23 protein-coding genes are annotated in these 20,922 nt (G+C 40.1%); 14 read left to right on the top strand and 9 right to left on the bottom strand.

Going from position 1 to position 20,922, the window contains the following annotated elements; genetic code table 11:
- The first annotated feature begins 31 nt into the window (after positions 1-31).
- From QFZ72_RS24230 to QFZ72_RS24220, 3 genes are all read left to right on the top strand, one after another.
- Positions 32-895, top strand: a complete 864-nt coding sequence (locus QFZ72_RS24230) for a 3-hydroxyacyl-CoA dehydrogenase family protein (protein WP_307438548.1) — start codon at positions 32-34, stop codon at positions 893-895.
- Complete coding sequence (locus tag QFZ72_RS24225; protein ID WP_307438547.1) at positions 892-2,043, top strand: thiolase family protein; 1,152 nt, start codon at positions 892-894, stop codon at positions 2,041-2,043. The genes QFZ72_RS24230 and QFZ72_RS24225 overlap by 4 nt, the downstream gene beginning before the upstream one ends.
- A gap of 82 nt (positions 2,044-2,125) precedes the next feature.
- The gene (locus tag QFZ72_RS24220; protein WP_373464631.1) at positions 2,126-2,896 is read left to right on the top strand and encodes an enoyl-CoA hydratase; all 771 of its coding nucleotides are present in this window, start codon (positions 2,126-2,128) and stop codon (positions 2,894-2,896) included.
- Between the two features lie 420 nt (positions 2,897-3,316).
- Here the strand turns inward: QFZ72_RS24220 and QFZ72_RS24215 are convergent, their stop codons facing one another.
- On the bottom strand, positions 3,317-3,502 hold the full coding sequence (locus QFZ72_RS24215) for a YhzD family protein (protein WP_307438544.1): 186 nt from the start codon (positions 3,500-3,502) through the stop codon (positions 3,317-3,319).
- A 139-nt stretch (positions 3,503-3,641) separates the two neighbouring features.
- Between QFZ72_RS24215 and QFZ72_RS24210 the strand changes: the two genes are divergently transcribed.
- From QFZ72_RS24210 to QFZ72_RS24180, 7 genes are all read left to right on the top strand, one after another.
- Entirely contained in the window at positions 3,642-4,541 is a 900-nt protein-coding gene (locus QFZ72_RS24210) for an ABC transporter ATP-binding protein (RefSeq protein ID WP_307438542.1), read from the top strand.
- On the top strand, positions 4,534-5,796 hold the full coding sequence (locus tag QFZ72_RS24205) for an ABC transporter permease (protein ID WP_307438540.1): 1,263 nt from the start codon (positions 4,534-4,536) through the stop codon (positions 5,794-5,796). The genes QFZ72_RS24210 and QFZ72_RS24205 overlap by 8 nt, the downstream gene beginning before the upstream one ends.
- Before the next feature lie 556 nt (positions 5,797-6,352).
- Entirely contained in the window at positions 6,353-7,585 is a 1,233-nt protein-coding gene (locus QFZ72_RS24200; protein WP_307438538.1) for a metallophosphoesterase family protein, read from the top strand.
- Positions 7,586-7,595: 10 nt separating this feature from the next.
- Entirely contained in the window at positions 7,596-10,619 is a 3,024-nt protein-coding gene (locus QFZ72_RS24195; protein WP_307438536.1) for an ATP-binding protein, read from the top strand.
- A 37-nt stretch (positions 10,620-10,656) separates the two neighbouring features.
- Complete coding sequence (locus QFZ72_RS24190) at positions 10,657-11,871, top strand: MFS transporter (protein WP_307438534.1); 1,215 nt, start codon at positions 10,657-10,659, stop codon at positions 11,869-11,871.
- 76 nt (positions 11,872-11,947) lie between these two features.
- A complete protein-coding gene (yhaM, locus tag QFZ72_RS24185) occupies positions 11,948-12,892 on the top strand; it encodes a 3'-5' exoribonuclease YhaM (RefSeq protein WP_307439982.1) in 945 nt (314 codons plus the stop codon).
- A 450-nt stretch (positions 12,893-13,342) separates the two neighbouring features.
- Entirely contained in the window at positions 13,343-13,534 is a 192-nt protein-coding gene (locus QFZ72_RS24180) for a sporulation YhaL family protein (RefSeq protein ID WP_070879394.1), read from the top strand.
- Between the two features lie 37 nt (positions 13,535-13,571).
- On the opposite strand, the gene QFZ72_RS24175 is transcribed toward QFZ72_RS24180, so the two are convergent.
- On the bottom strand, positions 13,572-14,441 hold the full coding sequence (locus QFZ72_RS24175; RefSeq protein ID WP_307438531.1) for a peptidylprolyl isomerase: 870 nt from the start codon (positions 14,439-14,441) through the stop codon (positions 13,572-13,574).
- A gap of 179 nt (positions 14,442-14,620) precedes the next feature.
- On the opposite strand from QFZ72_RS24175, the gene QFZ72_RS24170 reads away from it, so the two are divergent.
- Together QFZ72_RS24170 and QFZ72_RS24165 are read left to right on the top strand one after the other, a co-directional pair.
- Positions 14,621-14,707, top strand: a complete 87-nt coding sequence (locus QFZ72_RS24170; RefSeq protein WP_307439980.1) for a YjcZ family sporulation protein — start codon at positions 14,621-14,623, stop codon at positions 14,705-14,707.
- A 119-nt stretch (positions 14,708-14,826) separates the two neighbouring features.
- Positions 14,827-14,907 (top strand): YjcZ family sporulation protein, encoded by an 81-nt coding sequence (locus QFZ72_RS24165; protein ID WP_101567585.1) that lies wholly within the window; start codon positions 14,827-14,829, stop codon positions 14,905-14,907.
- 94 nt (positions 14,908-15,001) lie between these two features.
- Here QFZ72_RS24165 and QFZ72_RS24160 read toward each other — a convergent pair whose 3' ends face one another.
- Positions 15,002-15,181: a hypothetical protein gene (locus tag QFZ72_RS24160; RefSeq protein ID WP_070879396.1), complete on the bottom strand. Its 180-nt coding sequence runs from the start codon at positions 15,179-15,181 to the stop codon at positions 15,002-15,004.
- Between the two features lie 187 nt (positions 15,182-15,368).
- Positions 15,369-15,905 (bottom strand): DUF3267 domain-containing protein, encoded by a 537-nt coding sequence (locus QFZ72_RS24155; RefSeq protein WP_307438527.1) that lies wholly within the window; start codon positions 15,903-15,905, stop codon positions 15,369-15,371.
- 244 nt (positions 15,906-16,149) lie between these two features.
- Here QFZ72_RS24155 and QFZ72_RS24150 point away from each other — a divergent pair, with 244 nt between their 5' ends.
- Positions 16,150-16,464 carry a DUF1878 family protein gene (locus QFZ72_RS24150; protein WP_373464630.1) on the top strand — a complete coding sequence of 105 codons (315 nt, stop codon included), beginning with the start codon at positions 16,150-16,152 and terminating at the stop codon, positions 16,462-16,464.
- Here the strand turns inward: QFZ72_RS24150 and QFZ72_RS24145 are convergent.
- Positions 16,451-17,047 (bottom strand): HTH-type transcriptional regulator Hpr, encoded by a 597-nt coding sequence (locus QFZ72_RS24145; protein WP_307438524.1) that lies wholly within the window; start codon positions 17,045-17,047, stop codon positions 16,451-16,453. The two genes, QFZ72_RS24150 and QFZ72_RS24145, sit on opposite strands and share 14 nt — an antisense overlap.
- Before the next feature lie 201 nt (positions 17,048-17,248).
- Positions 17,249-17,605 (bottom strand): YtxH domain-containing protein, encoded by a 357-nt coding sequence (locus QFZ72_RS24140; RefSeq protein WP_307438522.1) that lies wholly within the window; start codon positions 17,603-17,605, stop codon positions 17,249-17,251.
- A gap of 158 nt (positions 17,606-17,763) precedes the next feature.
- Here QFZ72_RS24140 and yhzF point away from each other — a divergent pair, with 158 nt between their 5' ends.
- Positions 17,764-17,955 (top strand): membrane protein YhzF, encoded by a 192-nt coding sequence (gene yhzF / locus QFZ72_RS24135; protein ID WP_307438520.1) that lies wholly within the window; start codon positions 17,764-17,766, stop codon positions 17,953-17,955.
- 61 nt (positions 17,956-18,016) lie between these two features.
- Here yhzF and QFZ72_RS24130 read toward each other — a convergent pair whose 3' ends face one another.
- From QFZ72_RS24130 to QFZ72_RS24120, 3 genes are all read right to left on the bottom strand, one after another.
- Positions 18,017-18,538 carry a tryptophan transporter gene (locus tag QFZ72_RS24130; protein WP_307438518.1) on the bottom strand — a complete coding sequence of 174 codons (522 nt, stop codon included), beginning with the start codon at positions 18,536-18,538 and terminating at the stop codon, positions 18,017-18,019.
- Positions 18,539-18,654: 116 nt separating this feature from the next.
- Entirely contained in the window at positions 18,655-19,731 is a 1,077-nt protein-coding gene (gene serC, locus QFZ72_RS24125) for a 3-phosphoserine/phosphohydroxythreonine transaminase (RefSeq protein WP_307438516.1), read from the bottom strand.
- Positions 19,732-19,865: 134 nt separating this feature from the next.
- On the bottom strand, positions 19,866-20,288 hold the full coding sequence (locus tag QFZ72_RS24120; RefSeq protein ID WP_307438514.1) for an HIT family protein: 423 nt from the start codon (positions 20,286-20,288) through the stop codon (positions 19,866-19,868).
- Positions 20,289-20,922: the final 634 nt, after the last annotated feature.

Genomic DNA, 20,922 nt, shown 5'->3' with positions numbered 1-20,922 from the left:
AATCACCATAAATCAAGGGGGACTCACTTCCATGAGCATACAGAAAATAGCCGTTATCGGTTCAGGTTTAATGGGGAGCGGGATTGCCCAATCCTTTGCAGCGGCAGGAAAAACGGTTCACTTATATGATGTTTCAAAAAAAGCGCTGGAAAAAGCACAATTTGGAATCGATAAAAGCTTATCAAGGTTCGTTAAAGCGGGTCATCTTTCAGAAGCTGATAAGTCAGCAGCATTAGAAAATATCCGCCATTTTACCGTGCTTGCAGATGCAGTGAATGCAGCAGAGCTGGTTGTTGAAGCAGTTCCTGAAAATCTGGACCTTAAAAAAGCGATCTTCAAAGAACTTGATGAATTAACCGAAAAAGGTGTTATCCTGGCAACAAATACGTCAGAACTAAGTGTTACAGCCATTGCGGCTGCAACTAAAAGACCGGATCAGGTTATTGGCATGCACTGGTTTAACCCGGCCCCTGTCATGAAGCTGATCGAAATTGTAAAGGGTATAGATACCTCTGATCAGACCATAGAAGCGATCAGGAAATTATCAGATGAAATAGGGAAAGAAACGGTTTTAGTAAAAGATGCTCAGGGCTTTGTCACAACAAGAGCTCTGTCTGCTCATATGCTTGAATGCATCCGGATTTATGAGGAAGGCATTGCAAGTGCAGAAGATATCGACAAAGCGGTTAAGCTTGGGCTGAATTATCCAATGGGACCGCTTGAGCTTGCTGACTTAGTCGGCCTTGATACGATGCTGTTTGTCAGCAATGGGATGGCGGATGCATACGGTGACCGCTTTTTGCCTCCGCAGCTATTAAGAAAGCTTGTTGAAGCCGGCCATCACGGGAGAAAAACCGGAAAAGGATTTTACACATACGAAGGAGAGAGAAAATGACACGGGAAGTAGTAATTGTTGAGGCGGTAAGAACGGCTGTTGGAAAAAGGAAGGGCGCCTTTAGAGAAACACATCCTGTTCATCTTGCAGCTGCGGTGTTAGATGAGGTTGTGACAAGAGCGGGTCTGCCGAAAGAACAGGTTGAGGATGTGGTCATGGGCTGCGTATCCCCAATTGCAGAACAAGGCTTTAACATTGGGAGGCTCGCCGCTCTTGAAGCCGGATTTCCTGTCACCGTGCCTGCCGTTCAAATTAACCGCATGTGCGGATCAGGCCAGCAGGCTATTCATTTTGCCTGCCAGGAAATCAGGTCGGGTGATATGGACATTGTCATTGCAGCGGGTGTAGAGAGCATGACGAAGGTTCCGATTCTGAGCGATGGCAACGACGAAACGATTCCTGCAAGCTTGCATGAAAAATATAACTTTGTTCATCAGGGCATTTCAGCCGAAATGATTGCAGAAAAACATCAGATTACCCGGCAGGAGCTTGATGCTTTTTCACTCAGGAGCCATCAGAGAGCACTTGAAGCAATTAAAAATGGAATCTTTCAATCTGAAATTCTGCCTCTAAAAGGATTGAATAAAGAGGGCGATGAAATCGTATTTGACCTGGATGAGGGTCCTCGTGCCGACACCTCTCTTGAAGCTCTGTCAAATTTAAAAACGGTGTTTAAAGAAGATGGCGTTGTGACGGCAGGGAATGCCAGCCAAATGAGTGATGGGGCAGCGGCTGTGCTTTTAATGGAGGGAACCAAAGCACGGGAGCTCGGACTAAAACCAAAGGCTAGAATTGTTTCACAAGCCGTTGTAGGCTCTGACCCTACCTATATGCTTGAAGGAGTCATTCCTGCGACTCAGAAGGTACTTGCGAAAAGCGGGCTTACTGTAAACGATATTGATCTTTTCGAAATCAATGAAGCATTTGCTCCTGTTGTCCTTGCCTGGCAGAAAGTGATTGGGGCAGACCTTGAAAAAGTGAATGTTAATGGAGGGGCAATCGCTCTTGGACATCCACTGGGTGCTACTGGGGCAAAGCTTATGACGAGCCTTGTCAATGAGCTTGAACACAGGAAGGCACGCTACGGTCTGCTGACAATATGCATTGGACACGGAATGGCGACAGCCACAATTGTGGAGAGAATTTAAATTATCTGAAAATAATATCAATTCTTTTCATAACTGGCTATAATAAATAGTGAGGATGGATATTTAATTAAGGGGGATGGATATGGAAACTGTTACATATTCGGTACATGGAAGATATGCGACGATTGAAATGAACAGGCCTGATGTTTTAAATGCCATGAATGAACAAATGCTGAGAGAACTTCTTCAGGCACTGAAACTTGCTTGTGAAAGTGAAGCGGATATTGTGGTTCTGTCTGGAAGCGGACGGGGATTCTCGGCTGGCGGGGATATTAAAACCATGCTGAATTCAATGGATAATTCGGGTTTTTCAGGGGTTATGGATTTAATTTCAGAGGTCATCACGACGCTTTATACACTGCCTAAGGTAACGGTAAGCGCCATTCACGGACCGGCAGCCGGCTTAGGATTCAGCCTGGCTTTAGCGGCAGATTACGTTGTCGCACATTCAAGCTCAGTTCTTGCCATGAATTTTATCGGCATCGGTCTGGTACCTGACGGAGGAGGACACTATTTCATGGAAAAACGCTTAGGCGAAGCGAAGGCCAAGCAATTGATCTGGAGCGGTGATAAGTTAAGCGCGGATGAGGCTTACAAACTTGGACTTGTTGACTTAGTCTGCGATGTTGATTTAAAAGATGCTGTACAATCCCTTGTCAGCGAATGGCTGCAGAAACCTGTAAAAGCGATGATTGCCAGCAAAAATATTTATTCAGCTGTAAAGAAATTAGAATTGGAACAAATCCTTTCTCTTGAAAAAGAAACCCAATATAACATGAGACAATCTCAGGATCATCAAGAAGGCATAAATGCATTTTTAGAAAAAAGAAAACCTCAGTTTACAGGTAAATAAATTGAGAGCGGTTACGATTGTTGTAACCGCTTTTCTATTTCACTTTGGCAATTAGGAGGCGAATGGAAAAAAGAAAGTAAATCGTTCATTTTGGAAAGTGTTTAGCAGACTTTGGAAAGTAAAAATGCGATTTTGGAAACTAAGGCGATCTTTTTGGAAAGTAAACACAGTTTCAGCTTGGAACTGTGTCCTTTCAAACAATAAAATCTAACTGCAACTAGGAAAAACCTATCCGTTTTATAACGATAAGCCAGAAAACAGAAGCATTTCATTCAAAACCCGGGAATTTTTCTGCTTTTCGCCTGGAAAAGAGCATTTAGGGAAACTTTTAGAGTTGCTTCTAAACCACCGGATTGTAATTAAAGTATGATAAAAAAGACATTCCATATAAGAAATGCCCTCATCATCTTTTTACTTATCTTATCTTTCAAACAAAATCAATTTACCGCTTGCCGATGTACAGCGGTGCGTTTTTTTTAGATAATTTTTCTCTTCAAGCTTTTGCTCGCCGACTTTTTTTGCTTCCTGGTCACTCGTGGCTTCAAAGCTTTCATCCATTAATTTTTCCCCGTCTTTATTAAATGCCGTTAAGTAATACATGCCCATTTAATAGCCCCCTTTGCATATGAAGTTTAAAATTTTTATAGGCTTATTCCTATAATTCTCATTTTCTTCTCTTTTTCCTGCAAGGAATGAAACATTTGCTTAATGAGTTTCGTACATAAGATAGACAGGAGGAATCAGGATGACATTAAAATTGGATGGAATTACAAAACGATTCGGATTACACACTTCGGTTGATCAGCTTTCATTAACGATTCCAGAGAGTGAAATGTTTGGTTTGCTCGGGGCCAATGGCGCTGGGAAAACGACAACATTCCGGATGATTTTAGGCTTATTAAATCCATCAGCCGGGCAAATTTCATGGGACGGAAAGCCAATCGGATATGATGCGAGTGATAAAATTGGCTATCTCCCGGAGGAAAGAGGGCTTTATCCTAAAGTGAAAGTGCGTGATCAGCTTATTTATTTAGGGCGGTTAAAAGGGATGAATAAGCAGGCGGCGCAAAAAGAAATGAATGAATGGCTTGAACGGTTTAAGATTCCGGAATATGCAAACAAGAAAGTAGAGGACCTCTCAAAAGGAAATCAGCAAAAGATTCAATTCATTACAGCAGTACTGCATCGTCCAAAGCTGCTGATTCTGGATGAGCCGTTCAGCGGTCTGGACCCAGTTAATGTAGAGCTCCTTAAGGAGGCTGTATTGGACTTAAAAAACGGGGGGACATCCATTGTATTTTCCAGTCACAGAATGGAGCATGTAGAGGAGCTGTGTCAGCATTTGTGCATTATGCATAAAGGAAAGCCTGTAGTTCATGGGGCATTAAAGGATATTAAGCGTTCCTTTGGAAGGAAAAACGTGATCGTTCATGCTGATTTTGATTTGTCCTACTTGAAGGAATTTGAAGGTGTGACAAAATATAAGCCGTTTTTTGAAGGAATAGAGCTTCAGGTAACAGGCGAAGATGTCTCGCAGGAAATTATGGCTTCTTTGCAGGGCAAAGGATTTGTCCGGAAATTTGAACTGGCAGAACCATCTCTGAATGATATTTTCATTGAAAAGGTTGGTGCGGAGTATGAATAAATTTTGGATCATCTTTTGGCATACATATTCAAGCAAATTAAAGACAAAATCATTTTTGATTACAACAGGAATTACGCTGCTGCTGATCTTTGGACTGACAAACCTGCAAAATGTGATTGAGTTTTTTAATAATGGGGACAAAGAAGCGACTAAGGTAGCTGTTATTGATCAAACGGAAGACAAAAGTATATATCCTGTTTTTGAGCAGAATGCTTCAGCACTGGATGAGAACCTGCAGCTGAAACGCGCAGAGAAGTCAGAGGAACAGCTGAAAAAGGATGTCCTTGATGACAAAATGGAAGGATATTTGATTCTGAGTCTTGACCAAAATGGTTTGCCGCAGGGCTCCTTTTATGCAAGGTCCATTGTAAACTCAAGTGTTTCAGAAACAATGGAGCAGGCTCTTCAGCAAACGAAAATAGCTGCAGGTACAGCAAACCTTGGCTTAAAAAGTGAGCAGCTAAATCAGCTGTTTGCCCCTTCAGAGCTTAAGAAAACGGCCCTTTTAGAAAATGCAAAATCTGAAGAAGAACTGAATCAGGCAAGAGGGCTGGTTTACGTTCTGCTGTTCATTATTTATTTTTCAGTGATCTTATATGCAAGTATGATTGCGATGGAGGTAGCGGTAGAAAAATCATCACGGGTGATGGAAATTCTGATCAGTTCTGTTTCTCCCATCAAGCAAATGTTTGCGAAGCTGCTTGGAATCGGTTTATTAAGCATAACACAGTTCGGTCTAATTATCTTGGTTGGATACAGCTCTATGAAAGGGAATATGGAAAATGCCGAATTAATGGGTGACGGATTCTTCAGTTTTTCAGAAGTACCTGTTGCGACATTAGTCTATGCCATTGTTTTCTTTATTCTCGGGTACTTTATTTTTGCAACTCTCGCTGCTTTTTTAGGATCGCTTGTCAGCAGAATTGAAGATGTACAGCAAATGATTTCACCCATGACGTATATAATTGTGGGGGCATTCATTATCGCAATGTTCGGGCTTGGAAATCCTGAAGCGCCTTTCATCACGGTTACCTCCTTTATACCGCTTTTCTCTCCAATGATCATGTTCTTGAGAGTAGGGATGCTGAGTGTTCCTGCATGGGAAATCGGGTTATCAATTGGAATTTTGGTTATTACCATAATCGCTCTTGCGGTATTGGGCGCTAAAGTTTATAAAGGCGGCGTCCTCATGTACGGTAAATCCTCATCATTCAAGGATGTCAAGAAAGCCTTGCAAATGTCAAAGGATCAATAGGAAGAAGGAAGCAGAGTCTGTGCGGCTCTGTTTTTTTAATTTGAAAGAAGATTTGCAGTAGATCTTATGGGCGCTTCCTTATTCGGTTAAAAATTGATTCGGCTGAAAAAGGATGATTTAAGCTGATAGAAAAGAAAAGCGGCTGAATGCGCAGTTAAAAAGGCTGAAAGAATTAGAAAAACGACTGTAAAAATTCAATTTCCGGCTGATAAAATTGTGAATTAGGCTGAATGATTGGCTGCGGTTATCCAGCTCCATCGCCCAACTCTTCGGCCAGAACAAATCCCCGAAAAAGCCAAAACCGGACTTTTCCGGTGAATTCTTATCTGTCTGTCGGAGCTAACCGGGCGATTCCGTATTTCTGGTTGTCCAGCTCCATCTCCCAACTCCTCGGCTAGAACAAATCCCGAAAAAGTCAAAACCGGACTTATCCGGTGAATTCTTATCTGTCTGTCGGAGCTAACCGCGCGATTCCGCATTTCTGTGCAGAACGTGCATTCGTATTTCTGAGGTGGTACAATATAGAATAAGAGAGAAGTAAAGGAAGGAAACAAGGATGGAACCTATTCGATTTATTCATGCTGCGGATTTACATATAGACAGCCCGTTTGCCGGAATGCATCAGCTGCCGGAAACCATTTTTGAAAGGCTGAAGGAAAGCACATTTGCCGCTCTGGACAATTTGATTCACCTAGCCATCAGCGAAAAGGTTGATTTCATATTGATAGCCGGGGATTTATACGATGGTGAGGACAGGAGCTTAAAGGCGCAGCTGAAGCTGAAAAAAGCATTTGAACAGCTTGAGCAGCACGGGATTCAGGTATACGTTATACACGGTAATCATGATCATATGAGCGGAAGATGGCTGGATCTTAGCTGGCCGCATAATGTTCATGTTTTTTCAGACAAAGAAGTGGAGTGTAAAACATACTGGAAAAACGGAAATACACCGGTCAATTTATATGGATATAGCTATCCAAAGCGCGCTGTCATTGAAAATATGACACCTTTCTATAAAAAGCAGGGAGAAGCCTGTTTTCATATTGGACTTCTACATGGATCGATTTCGGGCATTACAGAACACGATGTGTATTCTCCTTTTTTGATCAGCGATCTGCTTGAAAAACAGCTTGATTATTGGGCGCTTGGTCATATTCATAAACGGATGCATCTTCATGAGAATGAGCCGCCGATTTTGTATTCAGGCAATATTCAGGGAAGAAACAGAAAAGAAACCGGAGATAAAGGATGCTTTCTGGTTTCCATGTCAGAAAGCACCGTCTCTTACACGTTTAAACCGCTTCATGATGTGATATGGGAAGAACTCGCAATAGAGATTAAAGGAAGTTTTCAGGAGTGGATCGACAGTCTGCATCAGCAGCTGCAGCAGCTAAGAGGCGACAATGTGCCGCTTGTGGTTACGATCCGAATAAGCGGAACAAATGAGCTGTACCATTTGTTTCAGGAAGAGAATGTTCTAGAAGATTTAATGGATCAATGGAATGAAGATGAGACGGGGCGTGAGAACTTTTTATGGATCTCCTCCATCATCAATGAATCAATGCCGGTTATCAGCAAGGAATCGCTTCAGCTTGATTCTCATTTTTTATCGGATTTAACAGACATTATTGAAAGCTTTGATGACTTTGAGGATACCATTCAGCCTCTGAAACAGCATGCATTATACAGGAAACACATTCCGGCATTTGATAACGAAGAACAGCAGCAGATTGAAAAAGAAGCTGAATATCTGCTGTTTCAGGAACTTTTAAAGCATAGAAGACTGTGAGGGTGAAAAGATGAAAATCATTGAACTGAATATCTATGGGTATGGACAATTTAATCATATAAATTTCACCCTTCATCCCCATGCCTTTCAAGTTATTTACGGAAAAAATGAAGCAGGAAAATCTACCATTATGTCATTCATACAGAGTATCTTATTTGGATTTCCTGCAAAAATTCAAAATGAAAACAGGTATGAACCAAAACGAGTGAAAACATACGGCGGAGCACTGATTGTCGATACAGAGCAATATGGAAAAGTCAAAATTGAGAGATTGCCTGGAAAAGCAGCAGGTGAAGTTACGCTGTACTTTGAAAATGGAGAAACCGGAAGCGGGGAAATCCTTAATAAAATGCTGTCTCATTTTGATAAATCGATGTATAAGTCTATCTTTTCATTTGATATTCACGGCATTCAGCAGGTCAGTAAAGTAAGTGCTGATGAACTTGGGAAGTTTTTATTGTCATCCGGCTTGCTTGGGACAGATGCTCTCTTACAGACGGAAAGCCATCTCTTGAAAAAACAGGAACTGCTGTATAAGCCTAACGGCAAAAAACCCGAGATCAATGCAGCATTAAGCAGACTTAAGAGCATTCATTCAGAAATGCTGAAAGCAAAAGAACTGATTCAGCCTTATGAAGAACTTATGAAAGAAAAAGAAGTGATTGAACGTCAGCTTAAGGAAAAAGAAGTAAGCAAGTCCACGCTGGAAGCACAATCAAGAAGATTTGCTGAAATAATAGATGTTCTCCCATTGTGGCTTGAAGAAGAGACAATTCATACAGAATTGACAAAGACAAATCAGGCATTTCCTGCAGATGGATTAAAGCGCATGGATGAGATTGAAGCGAAGGAAGAGCCTTTGCAATCTGAAAAGCTGTCCCTTATGCGCGCAATAGAAGATCTTCAACAAACCATTTATCAGATGAATGTCAATGAATCTATCCTTTCGCATCATGCGGAAATCGACCATCTCAGGGAGGCATACTCCGCATATCATGCGAAAAGAGATCAGCATCAGCAGTACAGTCTGAAATACGAGGCACTTACACGGCAAATTTTTGATGGAAAAATGCGGTTTTTTGCAGAAAATATAGATGATAAAGCCGTGCTATCATTAAACACTTCTATAACAGCCAAAGAAGAAATAAGAGAAATCGTTTCGGATTATCAACAGCTGCAGCAAAGAAAGCAGTTGCTCGATCAGCAGTTTGAACGGGCTAAAGAAAATCTGGAGGAGAGCGAAAATAGATTAACAGATTACGCAAAAGGAATGCTTGATGCAGAAGAAAGAAAGCTTCTGGAAAAAAAGGTAAAGCAGCATGAAGCCATGCAGCAGCAAGTATTGGATGAAAAAAGATTACAAGAAGAATATCGGAATAATGAAAAGAAAATCAATGAACAAAGCAAGATGAACCAATCTAAAAAGAATCAAATGAAAATAATGAAAGCAGCTGCGGCTGTTTTACTGATTTTGTGTTCCGGATGGCTCATATATGAGCAGCAATGGCTCATCTTGCCGTTTTTCTTAGGCTTAACCGGACTCGTTTTATTCTTTATTTTTCAAAATGATAAAGGAGAAGATGCGTTTCTCATTCATTTGCGGGACAAACAGGAGGAATTAAAACGGCAGCTTGAACAATCGAGGGTGCAAGGTCATACAGAAATAGAAGAGCTGGGAGGCATCCTATGGAAGGATGAGCAGCTGAGACGATCTCATGAACTTGAGCAAGTGACATTTACACAGAATGAGAGAGCGTATCACCGCACAGTAAGCGGTTTTGATGAGTGGGAAGAGGAACTTTATCAGTTAAATCGAAAAGTCAAAAAAGCGTACAGTGATTTTAGAGTGAGAAGTGAATTCTCTCCGCTTGCCCTGCCAGATCTTCTGCAAACATTGATTCAGCTCCAGAAAGATGTCCGGGAGAGCTCTCAAATTGAAACGAAACTTTCTGAGCTCACAGCTGCCCTTTCGGCTTATGAAAAACGGCTCAGGGGTGTATGTGAAAAATGCGGTTTTGAGCAAAAGACTGATTTGAATGAAACAATGCGGAATTTGTCTGCCGCTCTTCAAGATTCGATTGAAAAGAAGAGCAGGCAGCTTATGTATAAAGAGAAAATAGCTGTTGCCGAGGATCGATTAGTAAAAATCGAAGCAGAGCTCAGTCTTCTATCTGAGAAGAGAATGGAGCTTTTCATCTTATCAAATTCAGCTGATGCAGAAGATTTCCGGAAAAAGGCAGATGAAGCGAATCACAGAAAAGCATTAGAGCAAAAATTAAAATGGATTCAGCAGCAGCTCCATGCTAAACAGCATTTGCTCAAAGATGGAAAGCTGGATCTTCTGATTGATTATAAAGAAGAGAAGCTTTTATGTGATAACCAGCTTAGAGCAGAAATGGAACAGGAAAGCAGCTTGCATAGGCGGCTGGCAGAGCTAAAGGCTTCTCTTCTGAATATAGAGAGTTCAGGACTTTATTCAGAGCTAAAACAGAAGTATGAGCTTGAAAAGGGAGCAGTGAAGCAGCTTGCACACAAATGGGCCGTGCTTGCAGCCGCGAAAAATATGCTGAATAAAACAGTGGAATTTAACCGCTCAGTGAGACTTCCGAAAGTATTGAAAGGGGCAGAGCACTTTTTCTCTGTCATGACGAATCATCAATACAGAAAAATATTTCTGCCTGATGCTGAACAAACATTAATTGTAGAAAGAATAGATGGAAACCGATTTGCTGCAAACGAGCTTTCTCAGGCAACAGCAGAACAATTATATATTTCACTGAGGCTTGCCCTTGCACGTCACTTGAGCACTGGACAGGGCCTCCCGATTATGATTGATGATGGTTTTGTTAATTTTGATTTTGAAAGGACAAAACAAGTCCTGTCATTGCTGAAGGAATTTTCAAAACAGCACCAGATTATTTTCTTTACTTGTCAGGAGCACCTGCTGCCGCTGTTTGAAGAAGATCAAATTCTTGATTTAAAAGCAGTTGAGTTAGCTTCAAAACAAGTATCTATTGGGCAGAGATTATTGTAAAATGAACTGACGAAAGGTACCTGAAAGGAAGTACGTAATGCAGCAAAATAAACATGAGAAAAAGCCGCTTGGCAAACCTCTTTTTTTACTGAGCTTTAACTTATTTATTATTATGGTGGGCATAGGCTTAGTCATCCCGATTCTGCCATTTTATGTTGAAAAATTCGGAGCAGATGCAGCAACACTTGGATTTCTGGTTGCTGTATTTGCACTCATGCAGTTTTTTTTCGCTCCGATATGGGGGCGGTTATCTGACAAAATTGGCCGAAAACCGTTGATAACGCTTGGTTTGTTTGGATTCGCATTAGCTGAATTTATTTTCGCTTTTGCAACGGATTTATGGATGCTGTTTTTATCAAGGATAATTGCAGGTATATTCGGTGCGGCGATTATGCCGAGTGCAATGGCATACGTTTCTGATGTAACAACACCTGAAAATCGCGGGCAGGGAATGGGGTATTTAGGCGCCGCAATGGGTCTTGGTATTGTAGTTGGCCCGGGGATCGGCGGCTGGCTTTCTGAATTCAGTCTTTCTTTTCCGTTTCTTTTTGCGGGAATAGCGGCATCACTGGCAGGAATTGTATCTATCTTCGTTTTGCCTGAATCTCTTTCAAAAGAAGCGATGCAAAAGACCACTGCTGAAAATGAAAAACGAGAAAATCAATTTATTCTAATCAAAAAAGCTCTTCAAAGCCCTGTAGGTTTTTTACTGATCCTTGTCTTTATGATGAGTTTCGCATTAACGATTTTTCAGGCAATCTTTGGCTTCTACGCATTAGAGCGCTTCGGTTATGGACCGCAGGAAGTCGGTCTGATTATCCTTATAACAGGGATTGTTGGAACCATCACACAAGGAGCAGCAGTTGGAAGGCTTGTGGCTAAATTCGGCGATGAACGGGTTGTCACCTCTGCTCTTTTGTTGAGTGCATTTGGATTTGTGATTATGACATTTGCTAACTCCTTCGCCACGGTCTTATTGACAACCTCTGTCTTCTTTTTAGGGAATTCTATTTTGAGACCTTCTTTAAATACGTTTATCTCAAAATTAGCAGGAAGCAAGCAAGGTATGGTGATGGGGCTTAATAATTCTTTTATGAGTCTTGGGAATGTCGCGGGCCCTATTTTAGCGGGCTACGTATTTGAGTATCAAATCAATCTTCCTTATTATATTGGTGCTGGGGTCATGCTTGCCGCACTTATTTCAACTAAGGTTTGGATTTCAAGAAGAGAGCAAGCTGATGTCTCAGCCTAGCTGCAGGCGGGAAAAATAGACAAAATTTATGCTATACTCAGGATACTGAGGCAATTTGGGAGGGACCGTTTTAATGATGACAAAAGGAATTAATCATTACGAGGTAGGCGAGCAAGCGGATGTTTTTCTGCTCGTTAAATCATCGACTAAAGGAATAGCCAGTAACGGAAAACCATTTTTAACATTGATTCTCCAAGATCAATCCGGGGAGATTGAAGCAAAGCTATGGGATGCCGGACCAGATGATGAGGTGTCCTACAGTTCACAAAGCATTGTAAAGATATATGGCGATATTCATCACTACCGTGGACGAAATCAGTTAAAGATCCGCAATATCCGAACTGCCTCAAACACGGATAACGTAAAAATATCTGATTTTCTTGAAACGGCTCCGGTTGGACAAGAAGAAATGATGGAAAAAGTAACACAATATATTTTCGAAATGAAAAACCCTAACATACAGCGTGTGACAAGATATCTCATGAAAAAGCATCAAAGTGAATTCCTTGAATATCCGGCTGCTACAAAAAATCATCACGAATTTGTATCTGGATTAGCTTATCATGTTGTTTCAATGCTTGATTTAGCAAAGTCCATTGCAGCTTTATATCCAAGTCTTGATACAGATTTGCTTTATGCAGGAGTCATTCTGCATGATCTTGGGAAAGTAACTGAGCTCTCAGGTCCTATTGGCACAACTTATACAGTCGAAGGAAACCTGATCGGCCATATTTCCATCATGGTAAATGAAATTGCCAAAGCAGCAGAACATTTAGGCATTGAGGGAGAAGAAATTGTGATCCTTCAGCACCTTGTCCTCAGTCATCATGGCAAAGCAGAGTGGGGTAGCCCTAAACCGCCGCTGATCAAAGAAGCCGAAATTCTTCATTATATTGATAATCTCGATGCGAAAATGAACATGCTTGACCGTGCATTAGAGCGGGTGAAGCCCGGCGAGTATACGGAACGTGTTTTTGCACTTGATAATCGGTCGTTTTACAAACCAACGTTTCATAACTAATCAGGAGGGTCTTTCTTCTTTGAAGAAAGGCTTTTTTTGCTGTTACTTGAAAATCGGCATAAAGCTTGAAGTCTCGGAAACTCGTAAAAAAGTGTGAAAGTCTTGGAATTAAGTTGAAAAGTCACGGAATTAAGTGTGAAAGTCTTGGAATTAAGTGTGAAAGTCTCGGAATTAAGTTGAAAAGTCTCGGAATTAAGTGTAAAAGTCCCGGAATAAAGTGTGAAAGTCCCGGAATTAAGTTAAAAAGTCCCGGAATTAAGTTAAAAGCTCTATGAAAAGCTTCGGAATAAAGCTTGAGAGTCCCGGAAAAAAATAAAATGACTATCACGATTTATTGCATCCAAGAATCATAACAAGTTCTCTTTTCATCTTCTAAAAATCATGTATAAATGGATCGAGATCCTCATATAGTGCAGTAAAGGGCTTGTCAATGAAAAGGGGGAAGCGGGAATGATCTTGCTGCCGTGGTGGGTTTACCTCTGTATACTTGGGATTTTATACAGCGGTTACATGGCTTTTTCAACAACAAGGAAAGAGAAGATTGTTGAGGAAGCGTATATAGAAAAAGAGGGTAATGTTTATATTGAAAGAATGCTTAAGGAACGTGAGATTCGAAGAAAAAATCAGGATGATGAAATGTGAAAAACTCCCCCATTTTTAAAATGGGGGAGTTTTGCTGTTATTGTCCTTCAGCAGGCTCTGCAGGAGCCGCAGGTGCTTTGAATGTATCTTCTAATTCTTTGTCTTTAACCTGAACGTCTGCTTCTTTAAGAGCTTTGTCCAATGCTCCCTGAACAGCATCAGGCTGACTTGTTTTTTGTTTTTTTACATCTGCTTCAAGTTCTTTTTTCATTTCTTCATATGGCTTCACCGTTTTTGTCACTTTAATGATGTGGTAGCCAAATTCAGATTTTACAGGCTCGCTTACTTGGCCTTCTTTAAGGGCAAATGCTGCTTTTTCGAATTCAGGCACCATTTGTCCTTCGCCGAACCAGCCTAAGTCTCCGCCGTTTTGTCCAGATGGATCTTTAGAAGCTTCCTTCGCTAAATCCTCAAACTTTTCGCCTTTATCAAGACGGGCTTTAATTTCTTTTGCTGTTTTTTCATCTTCAACGAGGATGTGGCTTGCTTGTACTTTGCCTTTTAGGCTTTCATAGTATTTTTTTGTATCTTCTTCTGTTACTTTCACTTCTTTTTCAGCTGCTTTTTTGCGAAGCAGATCGACTTTCACCATATCTTTAACAGTCTTTTCACCTTGCTGCTGAATGACTGCTTCAAATTGAGGGCCGTATTGCTGAGTTAAATTGTCAATTTCTTTATTTACTTCTTCGTCAGAAACTTTGTATTCTTTGCTTAAAACTTTTTCATGTACAAGCTCTGTCAGAACATCTTTTCCGAAGCGGTCTTTCATTGCTTCATAAAATTCGTCTTTCGTTACATTGCCTGCTTTTGTTTCAGCAATGACCTCGGAACCGCTGTCATTATTATTGCATGCGCCTAGCGCCAAAACACTTGATGCTGCTGCTAATGCAAGAGCAAATCTTTTCATCTGATACAACTCCTACTTCTGTTTAATTTAAAGACTGCCTAATAATTGAAACACTATACCACATTGTGCCATGAACTAAAAAGTTTTGCAATAGGACTAGGGTAATCAGGGCATTCGTCTAGGTCAAAATGGGAAACCGTCCATATGATGTATAGAACGCCGATAAGGGAGGTTTTAACATGGGTGGAGGATATTCAAACGGTTTTGCATTGCTTGTTGTTCTGTTTATTTTGTTGATCATTATTGGTGCTTCTTACATTTGCTAGGAAGCAATAAGGGCTTTAGATTTTTTAATAAAGATTGCTTAAAACAAATGATATATGCCTATTCGTTACATGATGATCGTGCATAGAATAACTTACCGACGCATAAAGGAGGTGTCATTATGGGAGGATACGCTGGAGGCTTCGCGTTAATCGTTGTTTTATTCATCTTATTGATCATTGTTGGTGCTGCTTGGCTGTAAGCCAAAATAAACATAGCTGACAGATTAACCTGTCAGCTATGATTGTATAAGCTGTGTGCTAATGATTGCATGCAGCTTTTTATAATGGTGAAATCTAAGTAAATAAGATTTCTATGTAAGAAGAAACTAATAAAATGGTAATCAGGACGTTGATTGTCCGGAATACTTTTGTTTGTCGGTCTTCAGGAATCTCTCGGACCAGGCAAAGCGTATTGGTCAATTTATTTATATAGAATAAAATGAACACGGCAAACAAAATGAAAAATGCTATCATATGAGATTCCCCCTCTCCTCACTGATACATATTACATTACCAAAAAAATGATGAAAAAGATAGCGATGACTCCTAATAAATAGCAAAAGAAAAGCTTCTCCTGAAAGAGAGGCTTTTCTTATATATATAAGCATATCATATTCATTCTAAATAAACTGCTTAACCATATGTCCAGAACTGTTTTTATTCATTTCTGAAATAAAATTTCAAAGCTTTCATCGGCTTCTTCAATGAAACAGGCTTTCGGAGCTTTGGATAGCTGGCTCAAAAAAATAAAATCAGTGATACACAACCCTGTATGAAAGGCAATTCCCAAACAAAAGTAGTGCAAATAAGAAGGAAATTGAATCAGTCCTGCAGTCATAAATGAAGTGACAACTATAAAAGGTGTAATAAGAGACAGCAGCATATTGGCTTTGCTTACATTGCAGTTTGTTTTCAAAAAAAGAATCGGAATGAAAGACTGGAACTTCAGTTTAAGTGATACGCGGTATCCGGACATCCACAAAGGCAGGGCATGAAGCAGTTTGTGACATGGCACGATGCATGCGATAAACAGCAGCAATAAGAAAAAATAATCTTCTTTTAATTGGATAGAAGGAAAAACAACCACAAGCGGTAAATATATGCTAATAAAGGTAATCATCATTGTTAATACAGAGACTATAAAAAGTCTATAGAATCCATAATCTTTTGAAAGATTAATGGTTTTCCAGCAATTCATTTAAATCACCGTCCGAAAGTTATAAATGTTTATGCGGGTGCATGATTGATCAAGTCCTTACATACTTTACGATGTTAAGTTGGAAAAAGCAATATGAAATTTTGCGTGTAAGCGATTAAAATAAAAAGTAAAGTTTTACAAAATAAGAAACTTTCGAAAAAGAGAAGAATGATTTAAAATAAATAAACGAAGAAGAAAGAAAGAAAGAAAGAAGTGAACCTTAGTGGAATCCTTGGAAAAACGAATGGCAAATTTGGAGTACTACCAGAGGTTGCTTGTAAAGATGGTTGACGCGGAGAAATACCCTTTTTATCTGTCGGTCATGAAAACAGGTTTATCTGCTGAAGAAATTGAGGACATACATCGCATTTGCGCGGAACTTGAGCAAATGCTTTCAGAACAAAAAGAGCAAGGACTCCTCGATTACATGAGTCTCCTTACTCTTTTCGCCGGACAGCTGAATCATAAGCTTTCAGTTGATGATACGATTCTTGCCTTGCATAAGCAGGGAATGTATGTGCCGCTGATGACAGAATTCAAAAAAATTATTCGGAAATAGCTGAAGCTGTTTCAGCAGCAGGATCTTTCCGTTTTTTAAGCTTCCGGTTTTCCTCAACAAATTCTTTCTCAATATTCGTAAAGGAATGTTCGAAGATCTCCATAAAGTCATCACCGTATATGTTTCGTATGATACACATCATTTCCATAATTTCAGGGAATTTCCCATATAGGTTTTGAAGCGGCAGAGCGCCTTTAAAGACAGCGTTTCTGCTTGGATCATAGTCTTCTAAAAGCTTAAGCAGTATTTCCTCTCCCTGTTCCGTCAGCTGAATGTACGTATTGCGTTTGTCATTCTGCTTTTTCGAAAACTCAAGATAGCCTCTCTCTTCAAGCTTCTTTGAAAAGTTGAATGCAGTCGATACATGCATCACTCCAAATTTAGCAATCTCTGAAATAGAAGCACCCTTTAAATGATAAGCAATCCATAAGATGTGATGCTCATTGATATTCAAATCATAGGGCTTAATCCATTGCTGCCAGTCTTTTTCGATGGATTTCCACAAAGCTTTGCTGAGCTGCGCGATTCTCTGGCTGAATAAAAGCGCTTCTTTTATAGAATAATCCTGTTCGTTACGTTTCATCCCCAGTCACCTACTTTTTCTCTTTTGCTCTTATATTCTATTATGCCAATAAAATAAAGATTAATAAAGATTAAATTTACAAAATTTTTAAATAAATCTTAAAAGCTTAGGAAAAGCGTTGAATTTTTAGGTAAAAAAAAGAGCGGCATGTGAGAAAATCTGCCGCTCGTACAAGTTAATTGCTTTGTCTGCAAAAATATTCTATTTGTTTAAAGTTTGCTCTAATTCTTTAATTTTCTGTTCGATTTCATTAATTTCTTTTTGAAGTTCATTTTTATGAGGCTCAATTTCTTCTTGCCAAGTCTGAATTGATTTTTGGAGATCAGCTGTTACATCTTTTAGGACTACAACACTTTCTTTAGCTGTTTTTACCACTTGCTCTTTTAGCGATACACTGTCATCTTTCAGCTGAATTAAAATATTTTCGAGTTTTTGTTTATTTTGCTTTAACTGGCTGCGCAACTCTTTTCCGGAAGAAGGGGCGGAGAGGATTGTTGCTAAACCTCCAATAACGCTCCCAACTAAAAGACCAGCCATTAATGATTTTCCTTTTGCCATAGGTATCACTCCATTTTGAGAATAATTGTATGTACTTTTTCAAGAAAGGAACAGGAAAGTCCTTCTTATATAAGTACCCCCTGTCAGGATAGATAAACGCTGTTTTATACATAGCTTGTGATGCCTCTGCATAGATATGAGTAAAAGGGGGGAGGAGCTTGGCTGGTGTTATCTTTCTATTTTTCACCATAAGCTTGCTTTGTTTCATAGGGGCTTTTCATTACCTCAAACTAGCGCAGCAATCAGCATCCTATCCGCCAAAACATGTTGTCCACCAAAAAGCTGCTGTGCTTGCAGGAGGCGGCGTACTTGCACTGATGATCGGCATTTTATTCTATTCTTTCCAATAGGCTTCATTTTGATAGATTTTCACAAAAAACCCGACCGGCAAGGATCGGGTTTTCTTATATGTTATTCAACAGCGATGTTAGAACGCTTCAATATAGTCTGTACAATCGGATAAATGAAAACCATTGCGATGGTATTAAGGGCAACTGCCGGCAAGACAACTGCTATGAATAATGCCATAAATCCTGCACCGCCCGGAAGACCGACAATGAATAATGCGGCTGTCAGGAAAACAGTACCGGAAACAAGTGTTCCGACCGCTGTCAGGATTCCTGCTCCAGCAGTGGATGCAGCAAATTTCTTCATTACAATAACTAAAAGATAAAAGACAAATGCAGTCACAAATTTATCAATGACATTCGGCAGAAGTCCGCCTGGAAAACTAGTTGTTAAACCGGACAGGACACCAGTAACGGCTCCAAGTAAAAACACATTGCGAATGTTTGGGAACAGCAGGATGCCTAAGAACATCATAGTGAGCATCATATCTGGCTTCATCCCACTGAAAAATGGCGGGATAATTCCGTGCAATGCCAGTCCCATTGCGACAAATAAAGATAAAACGACTAAAACTTTTGTATTCATTTCTCAACTCTCCTCAGACTAAGCTCTTATTTTTGAACTCCCCAATAATGACCTATGTCTTATTGCAGGAGAACTTACAAAAAGTATAACAGGTATTTCAGACCTTGTAAAAATAATTATTCGTGCTTTTTCTGGAATTCAGCCATGAACTCAGCAAGTGCCTCGCACGCTTCCAAGGGCACTGCATTATAAATGGAAGCCCTGCAGCCCCCAATCGACCGGTGTCCGCCGAGACCTGAAAAGCCTTTTTCAATGGATTCTTTTAGAAAAGCTTTCGTTAAATTTTCATCTTTAAGAGTAAAAGTAACATTCATTGCTGATCGGCTATCCTTTTTTGCGTGTCCCTTATAGAAGCCGCCGCTTTGGTCGATGCACGAATAAAGCAGGCTTGCTTTATTCTTATTCAGATCTTCAATCGCTTTTAAACCGCCTTTATCCTGCATCCACTCCAGAACAAGGGAAAGCATGTAAATTGCAAATGTAGGAGGTGTATTGTATAGGGAATTCTGCTTTGAATGTGTGCTGTACTTCAAAATAGCAGGGATACCCTCATTTGCATTCTCAAGCATTTCTTTTTTTACTATGACGACTGTAACACCTGAAGGGCCAAGGTTTTTTTGAGCTCCGGCATAAATAAGCGAGAAACGGCTGACGTCAATTTCCCTGCTCATGATGTCACTTGACATGTCAGCAATTAAAGGCAGTTTTGTTGAAGGGAATTTTTGCCACTGTGTGCCGTAGATCGTGTTGTTTGAGGTTAGGTGTACATAGCTTCCTTCTTCAGGATCCTCAAAGCTTTCCGGAATATATGTATAACGATCTTCTTTACTTGTTGCAATGATAGTCGTGCTTCCGAGTTTGCCTGCTTCTGATTGTGCTTTTTCAGACCAGACTCCGCTCATGATGAAATGGGCAGAAGACCCGTCTTTTAAAAAGTTCATCGGAATCATGGCAAACTGAAGGCTTGCCCCGCCTTGAAGAAATAATACTTCATAATCCTCAGGGATCTCCATCAGTTCTCTCATTAAAGAGGCAGCGCGGTTGTGAACTTCTTCATAAGGTTTGCTTCTGTGGCTCAGCTCCATGACTGACATGCCTGTTCCGTTAAAATCAACTAGTTCGCTTTGCGCTTTTTCCAAAACAGCAAGAGGGATTGCTGCTGGCCCTGCGTTAAAGTTATACGTTCTTTTCATGGGAAAATGACACTCCTTACTTTGTCGCGTTGCATGATTAAATACTTTTTATTATCCTAACATGAAAAAGGGGGTTGGAGTCGGAATTTTAAAAAAATATTACAATCAACAAAAAAACCCGCATGATGCGGGGGTTAGAGCAAGCCTTCCTGAATGGATGAAGCGATTTGCTTTAAGTCTTCTGGCGTATATTCTTCTGTATGCGTTTTCCAGACAGCGCCAAATCCATCGCCCTTTCCATAGCGGGGAATCAGGTGAATATGGTAGTGAAACACAGATTGTCCGGCTTTTTCGCCGTTATTATTAAGAATATTCATGCCGATAGGCTCGAATTGTTTTTTAATGGAATTGGCGATTTTTGGAACGACTTCAAATACATTTCGTGCAATATCCGGTGTTAGCTCGTAAATATTTTCTTTATGTACTTTTGGAATAACCAGTGTATGTCCTTTTGTCACTTGACTAATATCCAGAAAAGCAACCACATGTTCGTTTTCAAAAACCTTTGCACTCGGAATCTCTCCGTTCACAATTTTACAGAAAATACATCCGCTCATCATGTTTCATCCCTTTCTCAATATAAACTGAATCTTAACCGTATTTTACCATAAATAATTGAGAGATAAAATCACTTAAGAAAAGCGCAAGCGCCTTTTTGCGAAGGCATGGCGGATTCGTTTTGACCGTGGAATCAGGCGCTTTTGCTTGCCATCAATTCGCAGCCTTTTCACTTTCCTAAACTTAAAAAGAAACAGGATGATCAAAAAGATCATCCTGTCCTGCAGAGGAAGCAAACTGGCGCAGCTTAAAGATTAAGGCTCACAAAACTCTTTGTCATTTCCCTCATTTGCTTGGAAATGAAGGAAAAAAAGAGTGAATAATTGTTGTTAAACATTGTTCAAAGCAACCATCCCCTAGTTAAGAAAATCATATAAAGGATAAACTCTTAACAAATCAGTAAACGGTCTTTGACGAACACCTCATTCACAAAATGAATTTATATATGAGCATCTATTACGAAAAGTAACGGCCCGTAGACACCTCATCTCGAAATGGAAATTGATCATCATTTTTTCAATGTTAACTTACTCAAGGATTCCTTAACATAAACTGTCTTTAACACACACCTCATTTGAACTGAATGTCTGTGACAGCTGCATTCCTCTACACACATTATGATGTCCGGAAGAG

It is taken from the genome of Bacillus sp. V2I10 (assembly GCF_030817055.1).
Taxonomy (GTDB): domain Bacteria; phylum Bacillota; class Bacilli; order Bacillales; family Bacillaceae; genus Bacillus_P.
Note: the sequence above shows the minus strand (reverse complement) of the source record. Positions and strands in the feature narration are given on the sequence as shown.